Consider the following 22832-nt stretch of genomic DNA (forward strand, 5'->3'; position numbering starts at 1 on the left):
AGAAGGCACGACACGATGAGCACCGGATCCAGGAACACCTGGGAGGCATGGGCGAGGTCCGTCCCACCGCTCGCGTGCGCGAGCACCCGGGAGCCCTGCCACGACCCGGCCGCCACCGCCACCCGCCTCGCACAGGCGGGCCTCGCGGGCCAGTACGTGGTGTACGAGTCCGAAGGCGGAGTCTGGCACTTCGCGGCAGGCTCCGACGTGAGCGTCACCGCGGACGCCACCGGCATCACCGCGCGGGCCGCCGGACGTACCTGGACCTCGCGCACGCAGCGGCGGCCACTGACGGCGTTCGCCGACGCCCTGGCCGCGCTGGCGCCCGTGTCCGAGCTGCCCGACGAGAGCGGCGAAGGGCGCCGCTTCTACGGCTGGGCGGCCTTCGAACTCGCCCACCTCCTGCACGCGGACCCCGCGACGGCCGGAGACCGGCCGCTGCTGCACGCCCTGATCCCGTCCGTCGAAGTGACCCTCACCGGGGAGTCGACGGTGGTCCGCGCGGTGGACGAGGCATGGGCGCGCAAGGTCGCCGACCTGCTCGCGGAGCCCGCGGCCGAGCAGACCTCCCACGACGAACCGGCGCGGGACCGGACCGAGGCCGTCATCGCCGTCGGCACCGACGCCTACGGCCGAGCGGTCTCCCGTACGGTGCGGGACATCCGCGCCGGGTTGCTGGAGAAGGCCGTGGTCTCCCGGCAGGTCCCGCTGCCCGCCGAGCCCCGCCCGGACTTCCCCGCGACCTATCTCGCGGGCCGCCGGGCCAACACACCGGCACGTTCCTACGTGCTCGACCTCGGCGGCTACCGGGCTGCCGGATTCAGCCCCGAGACCGTTCTCGAGGTCGGGGACGACGGGCGGGTCAGCACCCAGCCGCTCGCGGGCACCCGCGCCCTGGGCGCCGACCCGGCGGAGAACGAGCGCCGGCGCGCGGAACTGCTCAGCGACCCCAAGGAGATACACGAACACGCCGTGTCCGTGCGTCTCGCCTGGGACGAGATGGCGGCCGTGTGCCGCCCCGGCTCCGTCGTGGTCGAGGAATACATGGCGGTCCGCCCGCGAGGATCGGTGCAGCACCTGGCCTCACGGGTGAGGGGCCGGCTCCGGCCGGATGCCGGACCCTGGGACGCCTTCGCCTCCCTGTTTCCCGCGATCACCGCGACCGGAGTCTCCAAACGCGCCGCGCTCCAGGCCCTGGCCCGCCACGAGGAAGGGCCACGCGGCCTGTACGGCGGGGCGGTCTTCCGGGGGAGCACCGGCGGCGCCCTCGACGCCGCCCTCGTCCTGCGCACCCTGATCGGCGCGGGCGACGAGGCGTGGCTGCGGGCCGGCGCCGGGGTCACCGCTCAGTCCAGCCCCGAGCGGGAGACCGAGGAGACCTGCGAGAAGCTCCGCAGCGTCGCCCCGTACCTGCGGTTCTCTAACACCTGACCGGAACCGTGCCTTCGGAGCCGCTGGAGGGTACGGGTTGGTGGCAACGGACGAGTCGGCAACGTAGGAGGGGACATGGCGGTACTCACAGGCAAGGCGGCTGTCGTCACCGGAGGCTCACGGGGGATCGGGCGGGCCGTCGTGCTGCGCCTCGCACGGGACGGAGCGGCGGTGGTCTTCAACTACGCGCAGAACCGGGAGGCCGCGAACGAGGTGGTGCGGCAGGCCGAGAAGGCCGGTGGCAGGGTCACCGCGGTCCAGCTGGACCTGGCCGAAGCCGGAGCGGCCGAAGACCTGCTGGCCACGGCCGAACGCCGGCTCGACGGCCTGGACATCCTGGTCAACAACGCGGCCATGCACACCGACGTCGTACCCCTCGCGCAGACCACCGAGGACGATTTCGACCGAGTGATGGCCGTCAACGCGAAATCGGTCTTCCTCACCGTGCGCCATGCCGCCCGGCACATGCGGGACGGCGGGCGGATCGTGAACATCTCCACCCTCAACACCGTCTTCCCCGCGCCCGGCAACGCCCCCTACGCAGCCAGCAAGGGGGCCCTCGAACAGCTGACCCTGGTCGCCTCCCGCGAGCTGGGCGCACGCGGCATCACGGTCAACACCGTGTCGCCCGGTGCCACGGACACCGATCTCCTGAACGCGGCCAACGAGCCGGAGAAGCTGGCGATGGCCGTCGCGATGACCTCGCTCGGACGCCTGGGCCGGCCCGAGGACGTGGCGGACGTGGTCGCGTTCCTCGCGGGGCCGGACGGGCGATGGCTGACGGGACAGAACATCCGTGCCAACGGAGGCGTCCTCTGACGGGTGTTGCGGAAGGCCGGGATCAGTGGTGGCTGTGGGGCGTCGTGCGGGGATCGAGCACCCGTGCGCCCCGCAGGCTCTCTCCCTGACGTGGCGCGGTGCCGCGCACGGTCGGATGCATGGGGCATACAGGTGAAGCATGTGCGGGACGCGGAGACGGTACGGACTGCCCGAACGGGGAGGATGCCGTCGTGGACGGGCCGCGGTGCGAGGAATGCCAGTACCACTGGGAGCTGGACCAGACCGAACCCGGCCGGCGTGCGGCCCCGGACGACGGGATGACCCGGCCGCTGGGGGAGCCGGGGGAGGCCGGGAAGGAAGTCGCGTAGGTTCGGCTCACGGTCGGCACTTGCGGGCCGAGAGGTTACGGGCGCAGCAGATCGGTGGAGACGGTCCACAGACGCTTGGAGGTGGCTGGATCCAGCGCCCACTCCTTGACCCCGTGCGGGTGCCGCGCGAGGTCGGCGTCGTCCGGCACCGGGTATGCCTCTTGCCCGTCGTCGAGGTAGTGGCCCCCGGAGTGGGCGAACTCGGGGGCGACGGCCGCGACGACACTGGTGGCGGCTCCCTGCTCGACCGTTTTGTACGTGAACACTCCGGCCGCCTCGGCCGCGTCGAGCGATGCCTTCTGTTCCGGCGTGAAGTTCCGCTGCAGACCCGTCGCGACACCGCCGGGATTGACCGCGTTGGCGACGATGCCGTCCGACCCCCATCGGCGGGTCGCCTCGACGGCGAAGAGGGAGTTCGCCGTCTTCGACTGTGCGTAGCCGGTCTGCGGGTCATGCCTGCGGCGCTCGAAGTGGAGGTCGTCGAAGTCGATGCCGGACCGCATGTGCGCCGTCGAACTGACCGAGACGATCCGTGCTCCGTCGCGCTCGGCCGCACCGCGGGCCAGGGCCTCGTGCAGCCCGGTGGCCAGGGCGAAGTGGCCGAGATGGTTCGTCGCGAAGTGCAGCTCCCAGCCCTCGGGCGTCCGTTCGAGCCCCCCGGTGACCACGCCGGCGTTGTTGATGAGCAGGTGGAGCGGGCCGTCCCACGCGTCGACGAACCGGGTGACGCCGGCCCGGTCGGCGAGGTCGAGTCGGACGACGCGGGGCGGGGCCGCTCCGGTCGACCTGCCGATCGTTTCGGCAGCGGAGACACCCGAAGCCGTGTTCCGTACGGCGAGCGTCACTTCCGCCCCGGCAGCGGTCAGCGCGCGAGCCGTCTCGATGCCGAGTCCGGAGGACGCTCCCGTCACGATCGCGCGGACACCGGTGAGGTCGACGCCCTCCAGCACCTCGTCCGCGGTGCTGGAGGCGGTGAAGGGCGTGGAGATGAGCGGGCGGGTATCCATGACTCAACTATACGAACTAGACCTCATTTGTATAGTGCGACTGATGCTCGTATGCTCGCCGCATGAGCAGTCGCGACCCCGGCCACCCGCCCACGACAGGTGCGGATGCCGACCGCCGGACCATGGTTCTGGAGTCCGCCATGGCCACGTTCGCGCGTTTCGGGTACCGGAAGACCTCGATGGAGGAGGTGGCGCGGGCGGCGCACATCTCCCGGCCGGGCCTCTACTTCCTCTTCTCCTCGAAGGAGACCCTGTTCCGTGCCGCGGTCACCCAGGCCCTGCACCGCGACATCATCGCGGTCGAACAGGCCCTGGCCGACGGCGACCGCCCCCTTCCGGAGCGCCTCGTCGAGGCGTTCGACCACTGGGCGGGCCGCTACGTCGGCCCACTGGCGCGCGATGCCGCGACGGTGATCGAGGACAACCCCGGCATCCTCGGAGAGGTCGTCGAGGTCCTGCCGCGACGTTTCGAGGAGCTGATCACAGACGCGATCACCGCCGCGACAGGCCGAGCGGAGGCCGTCCAGATCGCACAGACGATGATCAGCACGTCGACGGGACTCAAGCACCAGGTCGGGTCCAGGGAGTCGTACCTCGAGCGCCTGGCGGTGGCCGTCGGTCTTCTGCTGCGCTGAAACGCGGCGGTGACACCCGCGTTCCGCGTCGATCGGTGCGGCGTTCCGCTCGTCAGGCGCGGTCGTGGAGGGTGACGTGGTAGCCGTCGGGGTCGGCGAAGGTGAACGTTCGGCCGAACGGGCCGTCGACCGGTGCGGAGACGATGGTGTGACCGTCGGCGACGAGGGCGTCGTGGATGGCCTGGACGCCGGTGCCGTGGAGCCAGATCGCGGCACCGATGCCGGGCTGGGCGACGGAGGCGAGATCGGTGCCGGGTACGACGTCGCGGAGTGCGAACGCGATCGGCTTCGTCTCGAAGACCACGGCGTGCGCAGGCCCGGCCTGCGAGCGGACGAGGCCGAGGTACTGCTCGTAGAACGCCTGTGAAGCGTCGAGGTCGCGTACCTGGAGGGAGACGAAGTCGGGACCGGTGACGGGCATGGTGGTGTGCTCCTTCTCTTCGTGTCAGATTCCTGACACAGGTCAATGTATGTCAGAATGCTGACATGAGTCAAAAGGGTGCCGGCATCGACCTGGACAAATCACTGGGCTACCTGCTCAAAGAGGCTTCGAGCGCCCTGCGCGCAGCCATGGAGGAGGTGCTGCGGCCACTCGGGATGAGCGTGACGCACTACTCCTGCCTCGAACTGCTGGCCCAACGGCCGGGCTTGTCGAACTCCGAGCTCGCGCGGGGCGCGTTCGTGACCCGCCAGTCGATGAACGTGCTGCTCCAGGCCCTGGAACGCGACGGCTACGTGACCAGGCCGGCCGAGGCGCCCGTCGGGAAGGCGCTTCCCGCGCGGCTCACTCCTCGCGGCCAGCGGAGCCTGGAGAAGGCGACCGTGGCGGTCCGTTCCGTCGAGCTGAGAATGCTGGCCGGTATGACCGAGAGGGAGCAGTCGGGCGCGTTCCGGATCCTGGAGAGCATGATTCATTCCCTGCGCGACGGGAAGTGAAGGGCGGGGCGCATCCGTTCACCCCTCCGCCATGTAACCGTCGTCGGCGGGCTGCCCGGGCGATGCGTGCCCTCCGCCTCCGTTCTCGATCATGTGACCTCGTCCCAGCGGTGGATGCGGTCGCCATCCGTACGTCGGAGGCGCGACGGCCTCACCCGCTCCCCGACGAAGGAGACAGCTCGTGCACGCGTTCACAAGACGCCGTTCCGGTGTCGTCGCGGCGACGGCCACCCTGATGTTCACCGCCGCTGTCGCGGCCGTCCCCCCGGCGGACGCCTCGGCGCTCGCCGCACCCCCCGAGGTCGTTCCCCGCGCCGAGACCGCCGCGCTGTTCGACGACGACGAGGGGGGCAATGCGAACGCCGACGACCCGGCGATCTGGCGCAACCACGCCGACCCGGACGCCAGCCTCGTCATCGCCACGGCGAAGGAGGGCGGCCTGCGGGTCTACGATCTCGACGCCCGGCAGGTGCAGTCGGTCCCCGCGCCCGAGGCGCCCGGCGCGGACGACGCTCCCGGCCGCTTCAACAACGTCGACCTGGTGCACGGCATGTCCTTGGGCTCCGGCGCCACGGACCTGGCGGTCGTCAGCGACCGCGGCAGCGACAAGCTGCGCGTCTACCGCGTCGACGGCGACCGGCCGCACGCCCCGCTCACCGATGTCACCGACGCCTCCGCGCCGTGGATCTTCTCCGGCTCCCAGGAGGAGGTCGACGAGGAGAGCACCGCCTACGGCCTGGCCACGTACACCGACTCCGCGACCGGCAGGTCCTACGCCCTCGTCAGCCAGAACGCGACCACCCGCGTCGCGCTGCTGGAGCTGACCGCCACGCGCGAGGGCACGGTGTCCTACCGGAAGGTCCGCACGCTGGACCTGCCGGCCACGTTCACGATGCCCGACGGCACGAAGTGGTCCCCCTGCGGGGAACCCGGCGAAGGCCCGCAGGTCGAGGGCATGGTCGTCGACCCGGAGACCGGCACGCTCTTCGCCGGACAGGAGGACGTGGGCGTCTGGCGCCTGCGGGCCGACCTCAGGGGCGGTCCGGTCCTCCAGGACAAGGTCCGTGAGTACGGCGTGCCGGCCACGTACGACGAAGCCTCCGAGGAGTGCGTGGCCGGTGACGACCCCGGCTTCGGGGGTGCGCGGGTGTCGGCGGACGTCGAGGGCCTGACCCTGATCGAGCAGGAAGGCGGAGACGGCTACCTGCTCACCTCCAGCCAGGGCGACGACACCTTCGTCGCCTACGACCGCGAACGCTCCGACGCCTACGAGTACGAGGGCGGCTTCCGGGTCGGTGCCGCGTCCCAGGCGCTGGACGGTTCCGAGGAGTGCGACGGCGCGGACGTCCTCGCCGAGCCTCTCGGCAGCAGGTACCCGGACGGCCTGCTCGTCGTCCAGGACGGTCACACGGCTCCGGAGGACGGCGACCGGGAGGCCACGGGCTTCAAGTTCGTCGACCTCGCCGACGTCCTGGAGGCGCTCGACGACTGACAGCCACCGTGGCGGCCCGAGCCCGGGCCGCCGGTCGAACCGTGGAAGGCGCCGAGTGCGCCACGGCCGGCACGGGCCGACCGACGCCCAGGTCAGGCGATGAGCAGGCGGAGGCCGAGATCTGCCGTGTCGAGGTCGGCGAGGGCCTCGTTGCGCTCGGCCCACCGGCCGGAGTCGAGGTCGTCGCCGAGGCTTCGCACCGCCCGCCGCTCGGCCTCCGGCCCGACCCTCGTCCACACCGACGCGGCCCGGCGCACGTGATCCTCCAGATACGCCTCGGGCCGGCGCCAGTACGCCTCGAACAGACCGTCGGCGCAGTCCCACGGAACGGGCACCGGCTCGGCGCGGGCCCCGATCGCGTCGGCCATCCCGGCCAGCGAGGGAAACTCCGCGAGAACGGTGGCGAACTCGGGAAGGTAGTCGCGGGTGAGCCAGAACCGGTCCTGCCATCCGGGCTCGTCGGTGTCGAACGTGAGCACCACCACGCGGCGGGCCACGCGCCGCATCTCGCGCAGCCCCGCCATCGGGTCCCCCCAGTGGTGCACGGTGGAGACGGCCATCGCGACGTCGAAGGAGCCGTCCGCGAACGGCAGCCTCTCCGCGGCGGCGGCCACGCACGGAGCCGCCCCGGCAGGCCGCTGCTCCCGCATGACCGCCGACGGCTCCACCGCGGTCACGTCGCGATCGGTGGGCTCGTAGGAACCGGTGCCGGCACCGACGTTCAACACCGTCCGCGCGTCCCCGAGCGCGTCCCAGATCCGCGCGGCGATCCGTGGCTCGGTGCGCCGTGTCGTCGTGTAGGCGCCGCCGATCTCGTCGTACAGCCGTGCACCGAGCACCTCCAGTTGCTCCTCCGGTGTCACCTTCAGTCCCTTCGCCCGTACGTCGAGTTCCCTGTCGATGGCCGCCACCATGGCGTCGGCGCGATCACGCCGCTCCAGGAGCAGGCCGCGCAGCCGGCGCAGGTGCGCGACGGCGTCGCCGGACGGGTCGCCGACGAGTTCCGCGACCTCCCGCAGCCCGAAGCCCAGCCGTCGATAGCCGAGCACCTCCCGCAGTCGCGCCACGTCGTCCGCCGAATAGGCCCGGTACCCGGCCGCGGTACGCCCCGACGGCCGAACGAGCCCGATCTCGTCATAGTGATGCAGCGTGCGGACGCTCACGTGGGCCAGCTCGGCCACGCGTCCCACGGTCCAGTGATCCTTCACGGCACCGACTATGCAGCCTGACGCCACGTGAGGGTCCAGACCTTCTCCCGCGGTGCGATCTCAACCAGCGGACCGATAAACCGCATTCGACCGATTGTCACTGCTTCGGGGTAAGCCTCCCGTCACCTTGGTGGATGCGGCCGTTCCAGCAGCTAGCTTTCTGTGTGGCGGACGGATTCCCGTGATCCCTCCGACTCGATGCCCACCCCTCCCGTCCCCCCTGTCGGCGCAGCTGTGTGCGCCGGTCGCCCCGTCGTGCAAGGAGAAGGCCTCCCGATGTCCGTCGACAGCATCCCGGAAGCTCAGACCCCGACCGAGGCGCCGCAGCAGTCGCTGAGCACCGCGGCTGCCCGCAACCTCGCCACCACCGCCAAGTCCGTCCCGCAGATGCAGGAGATCACCTCCCGCTGGTTGCTGCGGATGCTGCCCTGGGTCGAGGCCGCAGGCGGTGCCTACCGGGTCAACCGACGGTTGCGGCACACGCTCGGCGACGGCCGCATCGAGTTCGTCCAGGACGGCGCCAGGGTCCGGGTGATCCCCAGAGAGCTCACCGAGCTGGCCCTGCTGCGCGGATTCGCGGACACGGACGTCCTCACCGCCCTCGCCGACCGCTGCACGCAGCGGGACTTCGCGGCGGGCGAGGTCCTCGTCGAACGGGGCGGTCCCGCAGACCGCATCCACCTCATCGCCCACGGTCGCGTCAGCCGGACCACCGAGGGCAAGTACGGGGGAGAGGTCACCACCGCGGTGCTCGCGGACGGCAGCCACTTCGGCGAGAAGGCGCTGACGGATCCCGACGCCCGCCACGAGTGCACCTTCACCGCCGAGACCTCCGGCACCCTCCTCACCCTCACGCGCGCCGACTTCACCGCGGCCCAGACCTCCGCGCCGCAGCTGCGGGCCCACGTCGACGCCTTCCACACGCGCACCCGGCAGCGGCAGACCAAGCACGGCGAGGCCGAGATCGCCCTGTCGGCCGGTCACGTCGGCGAGGCCGAACTGCCCGGTACCTTCGTCGACTACGAACTGCGGCCGCGCGAGTACGAGCTCTCCGTCGCACAGACCGTCCTGCGGATCCACACCCGGGTCGGCGACCTCTACAACGGGCCGATGAACCAGACCGAGGAGCAACTCAGGCTCACGGTCGAGGCCTTGCGCGAGCGTCAGGAACACGAACTCGTCAACAACCGCGAGTTCGGGCTGCTGCACAATGCCGACTTCGCGCAGCGCATCCAGCCCCGCACCGGCGCGCCGACCCCGGACGACATGGATGAGCTGCTCTGTCGCCGACGCGGCACGAAACTGTTCCTCGCCCACCCCAGGACCATCGCCGCCATCGGACGCGGCTTCAACGCCTGCGGTCTCTACCCCGACCACGTCGACCTGGGCGGGCAGTCCGTCCCCGCCTGGCGCGGCGTCCCCATCCTGCCGTGCAACAAGATCCCGATCAGCAAGGAGCAGACCAGCTCCATCATCGCGATGCGCACCGGCGAGAAGAACCAGGGCGTGATCGGCCTGCGGCAGACAGAACTGCCGGACGAGTACGAGCCGGGCCTCTCCGTGCGGTTCATGGGCATCAACGAACAGGCGGTCATCTCCTACCTGGTCAGCACCTACTACTCCGCCGCGGTGCTCCTGCCCGACGCCCTCGGAGTGATGGAGAACGTTCAGATCGCCCCGGAGTCGCGCTGAAGCCCCGCACGGCCCGCACGGCCCACCGGGCCAGGCCCGACCGGCCTCACGCGCAACAGAACGCCCGCCCCACCGCAGCAAGGAGCCGCCGATGCCCGACTCCGGGACCCTCGGAACACCACCCTCTGAGCGGGGGCCGACGCCGCCCGCAACCCTGCCGGACGTCCCCGCCCCGGTGATCGCGAGCGCATCGGCCACGCCGGCCGTGTGCGACTTCCTGGCCGCACTGCATCCGCCGGTCACCATTCCCCACCCGGCACCACCCTCGACGCCCGCCGCCGCAGGGGACACGCCCGCCCCGGCCACGGGCGGCTCCGCCCTCCAGCGGATCCTGCGCGGGCCGACCGGGCCGGGCACGACCTCGCTCACCCCGGCCGACAGGTACGGACGGCAACCGGACCCGGTGACCCCGGCACCCTCCCCGCCCGCCGCCGGACGAGCCGTCCCCGGCCTCTACCACCACCCCGTCCCGGAACCCGACCCCGTGCGCGTCGAGGAGGTGAGCCACCGGATCAAGCGCTGGGCCGAGGACGAGGTCCAGCTGTATCCCGAGGAGTGGGAGGGGCAGTTCGACGGCTTCTCGGTCGGCCGCTACATGGTGGGCTGCCACCCCGACGCGCCGACCGTCGACCACCTGATGCTCGCGACGCGGCTGATGGTCGCGGAGAACGCGGTGGACGACTGCTACTGCGAGGACCACGGTGGCTCACCCGTCGGTCTGGGCGGGCGCCTCCTGCTCGCGCACACCGCGATCGACCACTTCCACTCCACGGCCGAGTACACGCCGATGTGGCAGGAGTCCCTCGCATCGGACGCCCCGCGCCGGGCGTACGACAGCGCCATGGGCTACTTCGTCCGGGCGGCGACCCCCTCCCAGTCCGACCGCTACCGGCACGACATGGCCCGGCTGCACCTGGGCTACCTCGCCGAGGGCGCCTGGGCACAGACCGGACACGTCCCGGAGGTGTGGGAGTACCTGGCGATGCGCCAGTTCAACAACTTCCGCCCCTGCCCCACGATCACCGACACCGTCGGCGGCTACGAACTGCCCGCGGACCTGCACGCCCGCCCGGAGATGCAACGGGTCATCGCCCTCGCCGGGAACGCGACGACCATCGTCAACGACCTCTACTCGTACACCAAGGAACTCAACAGCCCCGGCCGCCACCTGAACCTGCCGGTGGTGATCGCCGAGCGCGAGCAGCTCGGCGAACGCGACGCCTATCTCAAGGCCGTCGAGGTCCACAACGAACTCCAGCACTCCTTCGAGGCGGCCGCGGCCGACCTCGCGGAGGCCTGCCCCCTGCCCCCCGTGCTGCGCTTCCTCAGGGGCGTCGCCGCCTGGGTCGACGGCAACCACGACTGGCACCGCACCAACACCTACCGCTACAGCCTGCCCGACTTCTGGTAGAGAACGGACGTATCTGTGACCACTGAGACCACCACCACCGCCACCGCGAAGATCCCGGCCCCGGCGACGCCGTACCAGCAGGACATCGCCCGCTACTGGAACAACGAGGCACGGCCGGTCAACCTCCGCCTCGGTGACGTGGACGGGCTCTATCACCACCACTACGGCATCGGCGCGGTGGACCAAGCCGCGCTCGGCGACCCGGCGCACAGCGAGTACGAGAAGAAGGTCGTCGCGGAGCTGCACCGGCTGGAGTCGGCGCAGGCGGAGTTCCTCATGGACCACCTCGGTCAGATCGGTCCCGACGACACCCTCGTCGACGCCGGCTGCGGACGCGGCGGTTCCATGGTCATGGCCCACCGCCGCTTCGGCTGCCGGGTCGAGGGAGTGACCCTGTCCGCCGCCCAGGCCGACTTCGGCAACCGGCGCGCGCGAGAACTGCGTATCGACGACCATGTCCGCTCCCGCGTGTGCAACATGCTCGACACGCCCTTCGACAAGGGCGGCATCACGGCCTCGTGGAACAACGAGTCGACCATGTACGTCGACCTCCACGACCTGTTCGGCGAGCACTCCCGCTTCCTGAAGGTCGGCGGCCGCTACGTGACGATCACCGGCTGCTGGAACCCCCGCTACGGCCAGCCGTCGAAGTGGGTCTCCCAGATCAACGCCCACTTCGAGTGCAACATCCACTCCCGCCGCGAGTACCTGCGGGCCATGGCCGACAACCGGCTCGTGCCGCACACCATCGTCGACCTCACCCCGGAGACACTGCCCTACTGGGAGCTGCGGGCCACGTCCTCGCTGGTCACCGGAATCGAGAAGGCGTTCATCGAGTCCTACCGTGACGGCTCCTTCCAGTACGTCCTGATCGCGGCCGACCGCGTGTGAGCGACGCGGGCCGGCTCCAACGGAACGACGAGCCCCTCGATGAGGGCATGTTCCGGCGGGATCCGCGTCCCCACGGGCCAGCCCCCTGCCTCTGCCATGAAACGCATCAGCGCACCGCGACGGACGGCCAGCCCGTCCGCGCAACTGGTCTGCTCGTCCAGCGAGCTTCAGTCGGTCATGGTGCGGCGGGCGAGTTCCGCGCAGCGGGACAAGGTGCTGGAACTGCGGACCGTTCTGGAGGAGTACGCCTCGGGAGCCGCGGCCCTGCGCCGGAGCGAGAGCCAGTTGCAGCAGTTGCAGCAGTTGCGGGAGCTGCTGGCCGACGCCGACGCGGCCTGCGACGGTGCGGATCCGGCCGCGGCCACGGGCGTCGACGCGCGGTGTGCGGGCACGCTTCTTCATGGGCCTGCAGTCCCTGGCCTTCTACACCGCCGTCGCGTGGCTGCCCAGCATCCTGACCGACCGCGGCACGAGCAGTACTACGGCCGGATGGGTGCCTTCTACTACCAGGTGGTGTCCTTGGCATCCAGCAGTCTCCTGCCCCTGCTCACCCGCGGCCGGCACGATCAGCGATGGGCCGCGGCCGGGGCCTCGGTCCTGGTGGCGGGCGGCTTCACCGTGCTGGTCGTCGCTCCCGCGCTGTCCGTCCTGGCGTGCACCCTGCTCGGACTCGGCGGCGGTGCCTGCCTCGTCCTCGCGCTGACCTTCCAGAGCCGGCGCGCCGACAGCTCCGGCGAGGCCGCCGCGCCGGCGGGCATGGCGCAGCCCATCGGCTACCTCGTGGCGGCGGCCGGGCCGCTCCTGCTCGGCATCCTGCACGACACCACGCACAGGTGGACCCTTCCGCTCACCGTGCTGGCCGTCCTCGGGATCGCCACGGCGGTCGCCGGACACGGGGCGGGACAGGACCGGCACCTGCGTCAGGATTCCCGCTGACACGGTCCCGACCACAGGGCGAACGTGTTCGTTACGATCGGGACATGGCAGCGAGAAGAGACCCGGTCAGCCGCCGGGACCGTCCGGCGAAGCCCGCACTGTCCCGGCAGTGGATCGTCGACACCGCGGTGGCGCTCATGCGTGCGGAGGGGCTGGCGAAGGTCACCATGCGCCGCCTGGCGCAGGAGCTGGACACCGGCCCCGCCTCCCTCTACGTGTACGTGGCGAACACCGTCGAACTGCACGCGGCCGTGCTGGACGCGCTGCTGGGCGAGGTCGACCTCACCGGTGCGGGCGCCGAGGAGGGCTGGCGCGAGCAGCTCAGGGCCGTGCTGACGTCGTACACCCTCGTACTGTTCGCGCACCCGCAGCTCGCCCGGTCGGCCCTGGTCGCCCGCCCCAGCGGGGAGAACTACCTGCGGCTCGTGGAACGGATCCTCGAACTGCTCGCCCGCAGCGGAGCCCCCGGCGCCCAGGTCGCCTGGGGCGTGGACAAGCTCCTGCAGGACGCCACCGCCACCGCCGCCGAGCACGCGACCCAGGAACACGATCCGACGTCCCACGAGGACTGGAGCGCCACCGTCCGCGCCCTGCGTGACGCGGACGAGGCCACCCATCCCGCCATCGCCTCCCACATGCCCCTGCTCGTCGGCGGCTCCGCCCACGACCGCCTGCGCTGGTCGTTCGACGTCCTCGTCAACGGGATCACCCGCACGCCCGTCCCCGGCCCGGCGCGGGGCGCGGCCGGCTGAGGGGCCGGGGCCGAGGCCGGCTGCCGAACCCGTCGCTGCCCAGCCTTTCTGCGAGCGCGCGACTGAACGAACTTGTTCGCTACGAACATGTTCGTTACGCTGAAGAGGTTCGACCGCGCACCCCTGGAGGTCACCATGAGCACCCGGCACCACCCCATCGCGATCATCGGCGGCGGCCTGGGCGGCCTCACCGCCGCCCGAGTCCTGCACGTGAACGGCATCGAATCCGCGGTCTTCGACCTGGAGCCGGGCACGGAGGCCCGCACGCAGGGCGGCATGCTCGACATCCACGAGGAGAACGGCCAGAAGGCGATCCATGCCGCCGGCCTCCACGACGAGTTCCGCAAGATCATCCACGAGGGCGGCCAGGCGATGCGCCTGGTCGGCCCCGACGGCACGGTCCATGTCGCCACCGAGGACGAGGGCGACGGCGGCCGCCCCGAGGTCGACCGAGGCGAGCTGCGCGGCCTGCTGCTGAACTCCCTCCCCGACGGCACGGTCCACTGGCGGCGCAAGGCCACCGGCGCCCGAGCACTGGACGACGGCCGGCACGAGGTCACCTTCGCCGACGGTTCGGCCATCACCACCGACCTCCTGGTCGGCGCCGACGGCGCCTGGTCCCGCATCCGGCCGCTGCTCTCGGCCGCCGAGCCCGCCTACACCGGCATCTCCTTCGTGGAGACCGACCTGCACGAGGCCGACACCCGCCACCCGGGCAGCGCGGCCGTCGTCGGCGGTGGCTTCTTCATCTGCCTCGGCGACCGGCGCGGCCTCCTCGCCCACCGCGAGACCGACGGCAGCCTGCACGTCTACACGGCGCTCAGGGCGGACGAGGACTGGATCGACACCATCGACTTCACCGACCACGGCGCCGCCAAGGCCGCGGTCCTCGCCCACTTCGACGGCTGGGACGAGGGCCTGCGCGGCCTGGTCGCCCACGCGGAGACCATCACTCCGCGCCGCATCCACGCCCTGCCCGTCGGGCATCGCTGGACGCGGACCCCCGGCGTCACCCTGCTCGGTGACGCGGCCCACCTGATGTCCCCCTTCGCCGGCGAGGGCGCCAACCTCGCCATGTACGACGGTGCCGAACTCGCCCTCGCCCTCGCCGCGCACCCGGGCGACACCGAGGCCGCGCTCACCCAGTACGAGGAAGGCCTCTTTCCCCGCAGTGAAGCGTCCGCCATCGAGTCCGCCGGCAGCCTGGACACCATGTTCGGCACGGACGGCCTGGAGCAGATGATCGGGTTCTTCGACTCCGGCCGCACAGGGGCGTGACCCGGCATTCACGGATTCCGCTCGCCGTGCATGCCGACGTGCTGCCGCTCCCCGGCGTGCAGCGAGCCGAGAAGGCCCAGGGCGCGGGCCGACGGGCTGCCCGGCTCGGCGTGGTAGATGACGAGTTGCTGCCCGGGAGCGTCACGGACGTCGAAGGACTGGTACGTCAGCGAGAGAGCGCCGACGTCCGGGTGGAGGAGCCGCTTGGCGTCCTGGGTCTTGCCGCGCACGGAGTGCTCCGCCCACAGGCGCCGGAATGCCGCGCTGTGCTCGGCGAGCGCGTCCACCAGGCTCCTCAGGCGCGGGTGCTCGGGATCAAAGCCATGTGCCTGGCGCAGGTTGGCGACGACGGCCTGGGCGGCCCGGTCCCAGTCCTGGTAGAACTCCCTGCCCGCCGGGTCGAGGAAGGTCATGCGGGCCAGGTTGTCCGCAGGGGTGAAGGGGGCGTAGAGCGCGTCGGCCAGGGCGTTGGCGGCCAGGACGTCGAGGGCGCGGCTCATGACGAAGGCGGGGGTGTGGGCGTAGCCGTCCATCAGCTGACGCAGTGCGGGACCGACCCGTTCGGTCGCGTGCACAGAGTCCCGGCCGGCCGGTGACACCCCGGCCAGGCGGTGCAGGTGGGCGCGGGCCTCCGGGTCCAGGTGAAGCGCGCGGCCGAGAGCGTCGAGTACCTGCGGAGAGGGATGACGCTCGCGGCCCTGTTCCAGCCGGGTGTAGTAGTCGGCGTTGACCCCGGCCAGGACGGCGACCTCCTCGCGGCGCAGTCCGGGGACCCTGCGCAGGCCGTGGCTCGCCATGTTGACGTCCTGCGGCCGCAGACCGGCACGGCGCGCGCGCAGGAACTCCCCGAGACGGTTGTCGACCATGCCGCCAAGGCTAGGCGGTGCTCCGGTGTGCTGCCCGGGTGCGCCGCACCCAGGCAGCGAACGCCCTGGTGCGTCCCGGCCGACCTGCGCAGACTCGGCCGGGCAGATGCCACCGCCCACCGTGGAAGGGAAGTGCGATGACAGCGAACGCGCGGGATCGGCGCAACCGTGAGAACGCCGATGTGGTCGGCATGTGGGTGACCGCGGACGGCCACATCCGTCAGGAGCTGCTGCCGGACGGGCGCTACGACGAGGCCCGGGGGGATCGGCGCAGCGCGTACACCGGCCGCTACACGGTGACCGGCGACCACCTCGACTACGTCGACGACACCGGCTTCACCGCCACCGGAGACCTGCGGGACGGCGTGCTCCACCACGAGCACCTCGTGCTGTACCGCGAGGAGAAGTCCTCGGCGTCGTAGGCGTCGGCATGCCGTGAACGGTGCGCCACCGGGCCTCAGCCGATCCGGACACTCGCGCCCGGGAGCAGCCGACGGTAGCGGGCCGGGACCCCGGGCCCCCGCTCGCCGAGGAAGCCCTCGACCATCGCGGTGCCGACGTCGTTGAGGGCGCCGTCATGGACGGCGTAGGCATCGTGGGGAGCGACCTCGCGCACGTAGTCGATCAGATCGCCGACCGTCGACCAGGGAGCGTGCACGGGTAGCAGCAGCGTGCCGACCGGAGTGCCGGGGACGGTCAGGGCGTCGCCGGGGTGGAACAGGGACTCGTCCACCAGGAACCCGATGTTGGCCATGCGCGGGACATCCGGGTGGATGACCGCGTGCCAGGTTCCGTGCACCGTGAGGTCGAAGCCCGCGACGCTGAAGGCGTCCCCGTCCCCGGTGGTGGCGACCTGCGCGCCGAGACCGTCCAGCCGTTGCGCGACGGAGGAGTTGGTCCAGATGCGCAGACCCGGACGCGCGGCGGCCGCCCGGCGCAGCACCTCCTCCGAAAAGTGGTCGAAGTGCTCGTGCGTCACGAGCACCGCGTCAGCGCCGTCCAACGCCTGGGGGTCGGTCAGACCGCCCGGGTCGATGACCAGGCGCCGCCCGTCCTTCTCCAGCCGCACACACGCATGACCGAACTTGGTGAGTTCCACGACCGCCATGTCCTGCCGCCTCCATCGAACATTACCTGCAGATTATTTGTACAACCTAACTGTACAACTAGCTGGAAGATCTCCGGCTAGGATGGCTCCATGGACGAAGACGCGCTGGCCGAGGAGCTGCGGCGGTCGATCGGCGAGCTGGTCCGGGCGGTAAGAGCCGTGGACACCATGCCCCCCGGCGAGGCCGCCATCCTCGGATTCCTCGACCGCGACGGCCCTCTGACCACGGCCGACCTCGCCCGACTGCGCGGCGTCACACACCAGTCCGCCGCCAAGTCGGTCAAGGACCTCTCCGTCGCCGGCCTGCTCCGCGGCGAGCCACACCCCGACGACGGCCGCAAGCTCCTGCTGCACCTCACCGACGCCGGCCGCTCCCGCCTCCGGCAAGAGCGCACCCTCCGCGCGGGCGCCCTCGGCGCCGCCATCCGCGAGACCTTCGACCCCGACGAGCGACGGCGGCTGAGCGAGTCGGTCGCCCTGCTGTCCCGCCTGACGGCCCGCCTCACCGGACTCGGAAGCGACGCCCGTATCGCGCGGAGCGCAGGGGCGAGCCGATAGGCTGCGGCCTTCGAGAAGTCGATCGGAGTTCACCTGTGAGCCGCACTCGTCTGGGGATCGCGATCCTGACCATGGGCAGTCGCCCCGCCGAATTGCAGGCGTTGTTGGCCTCGGTGGCCGGTCAGACACGGCCGGCCACCCGCATCGTGGTGGTGGGCAACGGCTGTGCGCTGCCGCGGCTGCCCGCGGGCGTGGACGGAGTGGAGTCGGACGAGAACCTGGGAGTGTCCGGCGGCCGCAACGTGGCCATCGAGCACCTGCGGGCGTGCGGAGACGTGGATGTCGTGGTCGATCTGGACGACGACGGGCTGCTCGTGGACAGCGGCGTCTTCGCCAGGCTCGCCTCGATGTACGAGGCCGATGAACGGCAGGGGATCGTGTCGTTCCGGATCGCCGACGAGCACGGTCGCACACAGCGTCGGCACGTACCGCGGCTGCGGTCGAGGAACCCGATGCGCGGTGGTGAGGTCACGACGTTCCTGGGCGGCGGTCACGCGCTGTCGATGCGGATGCTGGACCGGATCGGCGGCTGGCCGGACGCGTTCTTCTTCACGCACGAGGAGACCGACCTGGCGTGGCGGGCCCTGGACGACGGGTGGCGGGTGGTGTACGAGCCGTCGCTGCTGCTCCAGCACCCCTGGACGTCACCCGCCCGGCACGCCGTCTACTACCGGATGACGGCCCGCAACCGGGTGTGGCTGGCCAAACGGCACCTGCCCGCACCCCTGGTCCCCGTCTACCTCGGGGTATGGACCGGGCTGACGGTGGTGCGGACCCGCTCCTGGGGCGGACTGCGGGCCTGGGCGGGCGGTTTCGCCGAAGGAGTGCGCGCATCGGGCGGTGCGCGGCGACCGATGCGGTGGGCGACCGTGGCACGGATGACGCGCCTTGGTCGCCCGCCGGTCATCTGACGCTGTGTCCGGGAGGGGACATCGACGGTCACTCCCGGGATACTGGTCGCCCATGGATGAGGTCGAAGTCGTCGTCGCCCATTCCGAGCGTGCGACTCTGCGCGTCGGCGACGTGTTCCTGAAGGTGGACACGGATCAGGCGCGTATCGACGTCGAGGTCGAGGCGATGTCCCGCGTGCCGGTCCCGACCCCGCAGGTCCTGTGGCACAAGCCGCCCGTGCTCGCGATCGCCGCACTGCGTGGGACGACGCTCGGACGCCTCGGCGGGCCGTCGACCGGGTCGCCGGCGGGGTGGGCCGCGGCGGGCGCGGTCATCCGGGAGCTGCACGACGCGCCGTTGCCGCCCTGGCCGGGCCGGGCCGGCCGGAGCATCGTCGCGCTGGCGGCGGAACTCGACGACGAGTGCGAGTCACTCGTGACGAACGGCGTGCTGCCCGCCGGCCTGGTCACCCGCAACCGTCGAGTCGCCGAGGCCGCGCTCCGGCCGTGGGCTCCGGCGTTCACGCACGGCGACCTGCAGATCGCGCACGTCTTCGCCGACGGCGACGAGGTCACGGGCATCATCGACTGGTCCGAGGCGGGCCAGGGCGATGCCCTGTACGACCTCGCCACGTTCACCCTCGGACACGAGGAGCACCTCGGCGACGTCATCGCCGGCTATGGCACCGACATCGACATCGACGTGATCCACGCATGGTGGTCGTTGCGAAGCCTGCTGGCGGTTCGCTGGCTGATCGAGCACGGCTTCGACCCCTTCGCGCCGGGCTGTGAGGTCGACGTGCTGAGATCCCGGATGTGAGGCTGCGGCGCAAACGACGGGCACGGTATGAGACTTTCGGCAGTGGGCGGCCGCCGTCCGAGGTCCGTACCGTCGCCTCCGTGGACAGCACACTGACCGACAACGGGACGGCGACAACGCCCCAGAACCGACTCCTGCGGCGGGTACGTGATCGCCGGACCCTTCTCAACGCCGCCACCGCGGTGGCCGCCGGTCTGAGCGTGACGAACCCGTGGTGGGCGGTACCGACCGCCGTCACCGCGTTCCTCGCGGGACTCCGGCCCGGGCGGACGGCTCCGACGGCGCTCGCCCTGGTCGCGGTCCTCGCGGCCGGTGTGACGGCCCTGTCCGTCGTCCCCGCCTGGCTCCCGCTGGCCGGACGGTTCGTGGCCGTGGTGGTCGCCGCCATGATGGTGCCCTGGTTCGCGGGGCGGTTCTGGTGCCAGTACCGCCAACTCGTCCGGGCCGGGTGGGAGCGCGCCGGTCAACTGCAACGCGAGCAGCAACTGATCGCCGATCAGGCGAGGTTGCGGGAGCGGACGCGCATCGCGCAGGACATGCACGACGTGATGGGCCACGACCTCAGTCTGATCGCCCTGTCGGCCGGCGCGCTCAAGCTCGCGCCGGACCTCGCGGAACACCACCAGAGGGCGGCGGCCGACATCCGCGCCCGGGCCGCGGCCGCGGTCGAGCCCGACGTCCCCGGCCTCGCCCGCCTGACCTCCGAGGCGTCCGAGGCGGGCCTCCCCGTGGAACTTCGCGTCGACGGCGAGGCGGACGACCTGCCGCCCGTGGTCGCGCGGGCGGCGCACCGGGTGGTGCAGGAGGCCCTGACCAACGTGGCCAAACACGCGCCGGGCGCGGGGACCACCGTTCAGGTGACGCACACGGCGACCCGGACGGACGTCGTCGTGGAGAACGGCCCACCGCCGTCCGCCGACCGCGTACGGACCCGGCCCGGCATCGGAGGGCGTGGCCTGATCGGCCTCGAGGAACGTGTGCGGCTGACCGGCGGCTCGTTCCAGCACGGGCCGCGCGACGGAGGCTACGCGGTCGTCGCCCGCATCCCGCACCACCCCTCGCCACGCCCGCACCACCCCGTGCCACCCCCGCACCACCCCGTGCCACCCACGCTCACGCCCCCGCCGCTCGTGCTCCCGGCCTCTCGCGACGACACGCTGCCGCAGGAACACCGCCGCGCCCGGCGCAGGGTCGGCCGGACCCTGGTCGCCGCGGCCATGGTGCCCCTGGTGACGGCAGCGCTGCTGAGTGCGGTGCTCATGGTCTGGGAGACCCGGTCTGCGGCACAGTCGGTGCTGGACCCGCGTGACTACGCCCGCCTGCACGTGGGGCAAGATCGTTCCGAGGTGCGGCGCCTCCTGCCGGAACGGCAGACCGACTACCGGCCGCCGACCGACGAGCCGACGGGAGAGGGCACGACGTGCGAGTACTACGCGATGACGGCCGACCGGTTCGACGACCGGTCCGGCGACGCCTACCGGCTCTGCTTCCGGAAGGACACGCTGGTGTCCCTGGGTACGGTCGCTCCGTGAGCGCGCGATGATCCGGGTGCTGATCGCCGACGACGAGCCGATGATCCGCGCCGGGGTACGCGCCGTCCTCGCCACCGCCGCGGACATCGACGTGGTCGCCGAGGCCGCCGACGGGCACGACGCCGTGGAACTGGTGCGACGCCATCGTCCCGCGGTGGCCGTACTCGACATCCGCATGCCGGGCCTCAACGGCATCGACGCCGCCGCCGAGATCCGCACCGCCGTGCCGGGCACGGGCGTCATCATGCTCACGACCTTCGGCGAGGACGACTACATCCTGAAGGCCCTGGGCGGCGGCGTGGCCGGTTTCCTGATCAAGTCGGGTGAGCCCGAGGAACTGCTCGCCGGAGTCCGTGCGGTGGCCGGGGGCGCCGCCTACCTGTCACCGCAAATCGCGGCCCGGGTCGTCGCGCACCTCGCCGCCACGGGCGCCGGCACCCTGGCCGGTCGGCGTTCCGCTGCCCGTGACCGGGTCGCCGCCCTCACCCCCCGGGAACGGGACGTACTGGCCCTTCTCGGCAGCGGTCTGTCCAACGGTCAGATCGCCCGGCGACTGCACGTGGTGGAGGGAACGGTCAAAGCCCACGTGAGTTCCCTCCTGGCGAGGCTGGGCGTCGACAACCGGGCCGCCGCCGCCGTCGTGGCCCACGAGGCCGGGATCATCGCGCCGCAGCCTCCCCAGTCGTGAGGCCGCACCCTGGGCCGCGGGCCAGAGCGCGAGGAGCACCGCCGCCACGACGGCGCCGCCGAGCGTCGCACCGGCGAGCACGTCGTGCGGGTAGTGCACCCCGACCAGCACGCGCAGCAGCGCGGCAGCTCCGGCCAACGGCAGTGTGACCACGGTGAGCCGGGGCCGCAGAACGGCGAGACCGACGGCCAGCGCGGCGGCCAGGGTGGCGTGGTTGCTCGGGAACGACCAGTCCCCGACGTCCGGGCACTCGGCGACCGCCTCCGCCCCCGCACCGAGCGCACGGCACGGACGCTCCTCGTCCACCACGAGTTTCAGCGCTTCACTCACCGCGTAGGCGACGACCGTACCGAGGCCGATCAGCACGGCCCCGGCGACCCCTCGGGCGTCCTCGCGGCGCACCGCCGTCCAGGCAGCCCACAGCAGCAGCGCTCCGAGAACCACGAGTGTGCCCTCGGTGGCGACCTCCAGAGCGGCCCCCGCCCACGACGGCGCGTCCGCCAACGCCCCCGCGACCGACCGGTACGCGGACGCCGAAGCCCCGCCGGTGACCTCGACGGGGCCGGCCCGGCCCAGCCCGCCGGGGGACAGCCACGCGATCACTCCCGCTCCCGTACCCAGGACGGCCGGCACGCCGAGCAACCGGCCGGCCGCGACCTTCTTTCGCGGTTCTCGTCTCATGAGCGGAAACGTAGAAGCGCGCACATCCGGACGCCCGGGCCGAACGACAACCCCGGACCCTGACGATCGTCGGGGTTGACAACTCGTATCGTCGGGTGGACAACTCGTCGAGGTCAGAGACTTATACGGCTCGGGAGGAGTTCCACGCCGGCGACGGTGGGCAGGGGAGGCTTTGGTCGTGCTCGGGACGACCAGTGGGTGACCAGCGGGCGCCCGGCAGGGGCGTTCCCGAAGGAGACTCCCGCTCCGGAGCAAAGTCATCGCCCGTGAGCGATGTCCGGTGTCCGCCCGGCTTGTTAGCCTGCGCGCATGGCAGACCTGGGACCCGTCGCGTGGCCGCCCGTACCGATCAGAACCGCCAGACTCGTGCTCCGGGAGCCCGGGGCCGGGGACCGTGCGGCGTTCGTCGAGCTGCTGGCGTCACCCGAGGTGCACACCTACCTCGGCGGTCCCCGCCCCCGTGCGGAACTGGAGCGCGAGCTGCCCGGGTCACCCGAGCGGTGGCCCGGGAGCCTCGTCGTCGACCTCGACGGGGAGATGATCGGCCAGATCCTGCTCAGGCGAACACGGGAGCACCGCTGCCCCGTTGCGGTGGGGAAGGTCGACCTCGGTTACCTGTTCCTGCCGCGGGTGTGGGGATTCGGGTACGCCGCCGAGGCGTGCACCGCGGCACTCGACTGGCTCGACGGCGTCCTTCCGGGCGAGCCGGTGGTGCTCACCACGCAGACCGCCAACACCGGCTCGATGCGCCTGGCGGCGAAGCTGGGTTTCACCGAGGTGGAGCGGTTCCGGGCCTGGGACGCCGAGCAGTGGCTGGGCCTGCGGCCCCCGCTCACGCCGTCCGTCTGAGCCGGGGCCGCCGGGGAAGTTCC

General features: G+C 71.8%; 24 protein-coding genes and 1 pseudogene. 19 read left to right on the forward strand and 6 right to left on the reverse strand.

What is annotated here, in order from left to right; translation table 11 throughout:
* The first annotated feature begins 15 nt into the window (after positions 1-15).
* The 3 genes from ACZ7MF_RS14320 to ACZ7MF_RS14330 all read left to right on the forward strand — a co-directional run bounded on the left by ACZ7MF_RS14320 (position 16) and on the right by ACZ7MF_RS14330 (position 2579).
* Entirely contained in the window at positions 16-1431 is a 1416-nt protein-coding gene (locus ACZ7MF_RS14320; protein ID WP_471477051.1) for a salicylate synthase, read from the forward strand.
* A gap of 75 nt (positions 1432-1506) precedes the next feature.
* A complete protein-coding gene (locus ACZ7MF_RS14325; RefSeq protein ID WP_471477053.1) occupies positions 1507-2250 on the forward strand; it encodes an SDR family oxidoreductase in 744 nt (247 codons plus the stop codon).
* Between the two features lie 191 nt (positions 2251-2441).
* Entirely contained in the window at positions 2442-2579 is a 138-nt protein-coding gene (locus ACZ7MF_RS14330; protein WP_356857703.1) for a hypothetical protein, read from the forward strand.
* 35 nt (positions 2580-2614) lie between these two features.
* Here ACZ7MF_RS14330 and ACZ7MF_RS14335 read toward each other — a convergent pair whose 3' ends face one another.
* On the reverse strand, positions 2615-3586 hold the full coding sequence (locus ACZ7MF_RS14335; protein WP_471477055.1) for an SDR family NAD(P)-dependent oxidoreductase: 972 nt from the start codon (positions 3584-3586) through the stop codon (positions 2615-2617).
* Between the two features lie 62 nt (positions 3587-3648).
* Between ACZ7MF_RS14335 and ACZ7MF_RS14340 the strand changes: the two genes are divergently transcribed.
* On the forward strand, positions 3649-4221 hold the full coding sequence (locus ACZ7MF_RS14340) for a TetR/AcrR family transcriptional regulator (protein ID WP_471477057.1): 573 nt from the start codon (positions 3649-3651) through the stop codon (positions 4219-4221).
* A gap of 52 nt (positions 4222-4273) precedes the next feature.
* Here the strand turns inward: ACZ7MF_RS14340 and ACZ7MF_RS14345 are convergent, their stop codons facing one another.
* On the reverse strand, positions 4274-4642 hold the full coding sequence (locus ACZ7MF_RS14345; protein ID WP_471477059.1) for a VOC family protein: 369 nt from the start codon (positions 4640-4642) through the stop codon (positions 4274-4276).
* Between the two features lie 65 nt (positions 4643-4707).
* Here ACZ7MF_RS14345 and ACZ7MF_RS14350 point away from each other — a divergent pair, with 65 nt between their 5' ends.
* Both ACZ7MF_RS14350 and ACZ7MF_RS14355 read left to right on the forward strand, forming a co-directional pair.
* The gene (locus tag ACZ7MF_RS14350; RefSeq protein WP_471477061.1) at positions 4708-5157 is read left to right on the forward strand and encodes a MarR family winged helix-turn-helix transcriptional regulator; all 450 of its coding nucleotides are present in this window, start codon (positions 4708-4710) and stop codon (positions 5155-5157) included.
* A 181-nt stretch (positions 5158-5338) separates the two neighbouring features.
* Positions 5339-6649 (forward strand): phytase, encoded by a 1311-nt coding sequence (locus tag ACZ7MF_RS14355; RefSeq protein ID WP_471477063.1) that lies wholly within the window; start codon positions 5339-5341, stop codon positions 6647-6649.
* A gap of 92 nt (positions 6650-6741) precedes the next feature.
* Here ACZ7MF_RS14355 and ACZ7MF_RS14360 read toward each other — a convergent pair whose 3' ends face one another.
* Positions 6742-7839: a MerR family transcriptional regulator gene (locus tag ACZ7MF_RS14360; protein WP_471477239.1), complete on the reverse strand. Its 1098-nt coding sequence runs from the start codon at positions 7837-7839 to the stop codon at positions 6742-6744.
* 294 nt (positions 7840-8133) lie between these two features.
* On the opposite strand from ACZ7MF_RS14360, the gene ACZ7MF_RS14365 reads away from it, so the two are divergent.
* The 6 genes from ACZ7MF_RS14365 to ACZ7MF_RS14390 all read left to right on the forward strand — a co-directional run bounded on the left by ACZ7MF_RS14365 (position 8134) and on the right by ACZ7MF_RS14390 (position 14817).
* On the forward strand, positions 8134-9549 hold the full coding sequence (locus ACZ7MF_RS14365) for a family 2B encapsulin nanocompartment shell protein (protein WP_471477065.1): 1416 nt from the start codon (positions 8134-8136) through the stop codon (positions 9547-9549).
* A gap of 91 nt (positions 9550-9640) precedes the next feature.
* A complete protein-coding gene (locus ACZ7MF_RS14370; RefSeq protein ID WP_471477067.1) occupies positions 9641-10960 on the forward strand; it encodes a family 2 encapsulin nanocompartment cargo protein terpene cyclase in 1320 nt (439 codons plus the stop codon).
* 15 nt (positions 10961-10975) lie between these two features.
* Positions 10976-11851 carry a geranyl diphosphate 2-C-methyltransferase gene (locus ACZ7MF_RS14375; protein WP_471477069.1) on the forward strand — a complete coding sequence of 292 codons (876 nt, stop codon included), beginning with the start codon at positions 10976-10978 and terminating at the stop codon, positions 11849-11851.
* 96 nt (positions 11852-11947) lie between these two features.
* The gene (locus tag ACZ7MF_RS14380) at positions 11948-12787 is read left to right on the forward strand and encodes a hypothetical protein (protein WP_471477071.1); all 840 of its coding nucleotides are present in this window, start codon (positions 11948-11950) and stop codon (positions 12785-12787) included.
* 44 nt (positions 12788-12831) lie between these two features.
* Entirely contained in the window at positions 12832-13539 is a 708-nt protein-coding gene (locus ACZ7MF_RS14385) for a TetR/AcrR family transcriptional regulator (protein ID WP_471477073.1), read from the forward strand.
* An 87-nt stretch (positions 13540-13626) separates the two neighbouring features.
* On the forward strand, positions 13627-14817 hold the full coding sequence (locus tag ACZ7MF_RS14390) for an FAD-dependent oxidoreductase (RefSeq protein ID WP_471477075.1): 1191 nt from the start codon (positions 13627-13629) through the stop codon (positions 14815-14817).
* A gap of 8 nt (positions 14818-14825) precedes the next feature.
* Here the strand turns inward: ACZ7MF_RS14390 and ACZ7MF_RS14395 are convergent, their stop codons facing one another.
* The gene (locus ACZ7MF_RS14395; RefSeq protein WP_471477077.1) at positions 14826-15683 is read right to left on the reverse strand and encodes a helix-turn-helix transcriptional regulator; all 858 of its coding nucleotides are present in this window, start codon (positions 15681-15683) and stop codon (positions 14826-14828) included.
* Positions 15684-15820: 137 nt separating this feature from the next.
* Here ACZ7MF_RS14395 and ACZ7MF_RS14400 point away from each other — a divergent pair, with 137 nt between their 5' ends.
* Positions 15821-16105: an Atu4866 domain-containing protein gene (locus ACZ7MF_RS14400; RefSeq protein WP_471477079.1), complete on the forward strand. Its 285-nt coding sequence runs from the start codon at positions 15821-15823 to the stop codon at positions 16103-16105.
* 35 nt (positions 16106-16140) lie between these two features.
* Here ACZ7MF_RS14400 and ACZ7MF_RS14405 read toward each other — a convergent pair whose 3' ends face one another.
* Complete coding sequence (locus ACZ7MF_RS14405) at positions 16141-16791, reverse strand: MBL fold metallo-hydrolase (protein ID WP_471477081.1); 651 nt, start codon at positions 16789-16791, stop codon at positions 16141-16143.
* Positions 16792-16881: 90 nt separating this feature from the next.
* Here ACZ7MF_RS14405 and ACZ7MF_RS14410 point away from each other — a divergent pair, with 90 nt between their 5' ends.
* The 5 genes from ACZ7MF_RS14410 (at position 16882) to ACZ7MF_RS14430 (ending at position 21279) form a co-directional block, all read left to right on the forward strand.
* Positions 16882-17349: a MarR family winged helix-turn-helix transcriptional regulator gene (locus tag ACZ7MF_RS14410; RefSeq protein ID WP_471477083.1), complete on the forward strand. Its 468-nt coding sequence runs from the start codon at positions 16882-16884 to the stop codon at positions 17347-17349.
* 35 nt (positions 17350-17384) lie between these two features.
* Positions 17385-18260 carry a glycosyltransferase family 2 protein gene (locus tag ACZ7MF_RS14415; RefSeq protein ID WP_471477085.1) on the forward strand — a complete coding sequence of 292 codons (876 nt, stop codon included), beginning with the start codon at positions 17385-17387 and terminating at the stop codon, positions 18258-18260.
* A 52-nt stretch (positions 18261-18312) separates the two neighbouring features.
* Positions 18313-19059 (forward strand): phosphotransferase family protein, encoded by a 747-nt coding sequence (locus tag ACZ7MF_RS14420; protein WP_471477087.1) that lies wholly within the window; start codon positions 18313-18315, stop codon positions 19057-19059.
* A gap of 80 nt (positions 19060-19139) precedes the next feature.
* Positions 19140-20591, forward strand: a complete 1452-nt coding sequence (locus ACZ7MF_RS14425) for a sensor histidine kinase (protein ID WP_471477089.1) — start codon at positions 19140-19142, stop codon at positions 20589-20591.
* 7 nt (positions 20592-20598) lie between these two features.
* Positions 20599-21279, forward strand: a complete 681-nt coding sequence (locus tag ACZ7MF_RS14430) for a response regulator (RefSeq protein WP_471477091.1) — start codon at positions 20599-20601, stop codon at positions 21277-21279.
* On the opposite strand, the pseudogene ACZ7MF_RS14435 reads toward ACZ7MF_RS14430, so the two are convergent.
* Positions 21271-21960 (reverse strand): annotated as a pseudogene (locus ACZ7MF_RS14435) (phosphatase PAP2 family protein); the annotation flags it as partial. The gene ACZ7MF_RS14430 and the pseudogene ACZ7MF_RS14435 sit on opposite strands and share 9 nt — an antisense overlap.
* A gap of 309 nt (positions 21961-22269) precedes the next feature.
* Here ACZ7MF_RS14435 and ACZ7MF_RS14440 point away from each other — a divergent pair.
* Positions 22270-22809: a GNAT family N-acetyltransferase gene (locus ACZ7MF_RS14440; RefSeq protein ID WP_471477093.1), complete on the forward strand. Its 540-nt coding sequence runs from the start codon at positions 22270-22272 to the stop codon at positions 22807-22809.
* Positions 22810-22832 lie beyond the last annotated feature (23 nt).

The sequence above is a fragment of the Streptomyces sp. NPDC111628 genome (assembly GCF_055635195.1).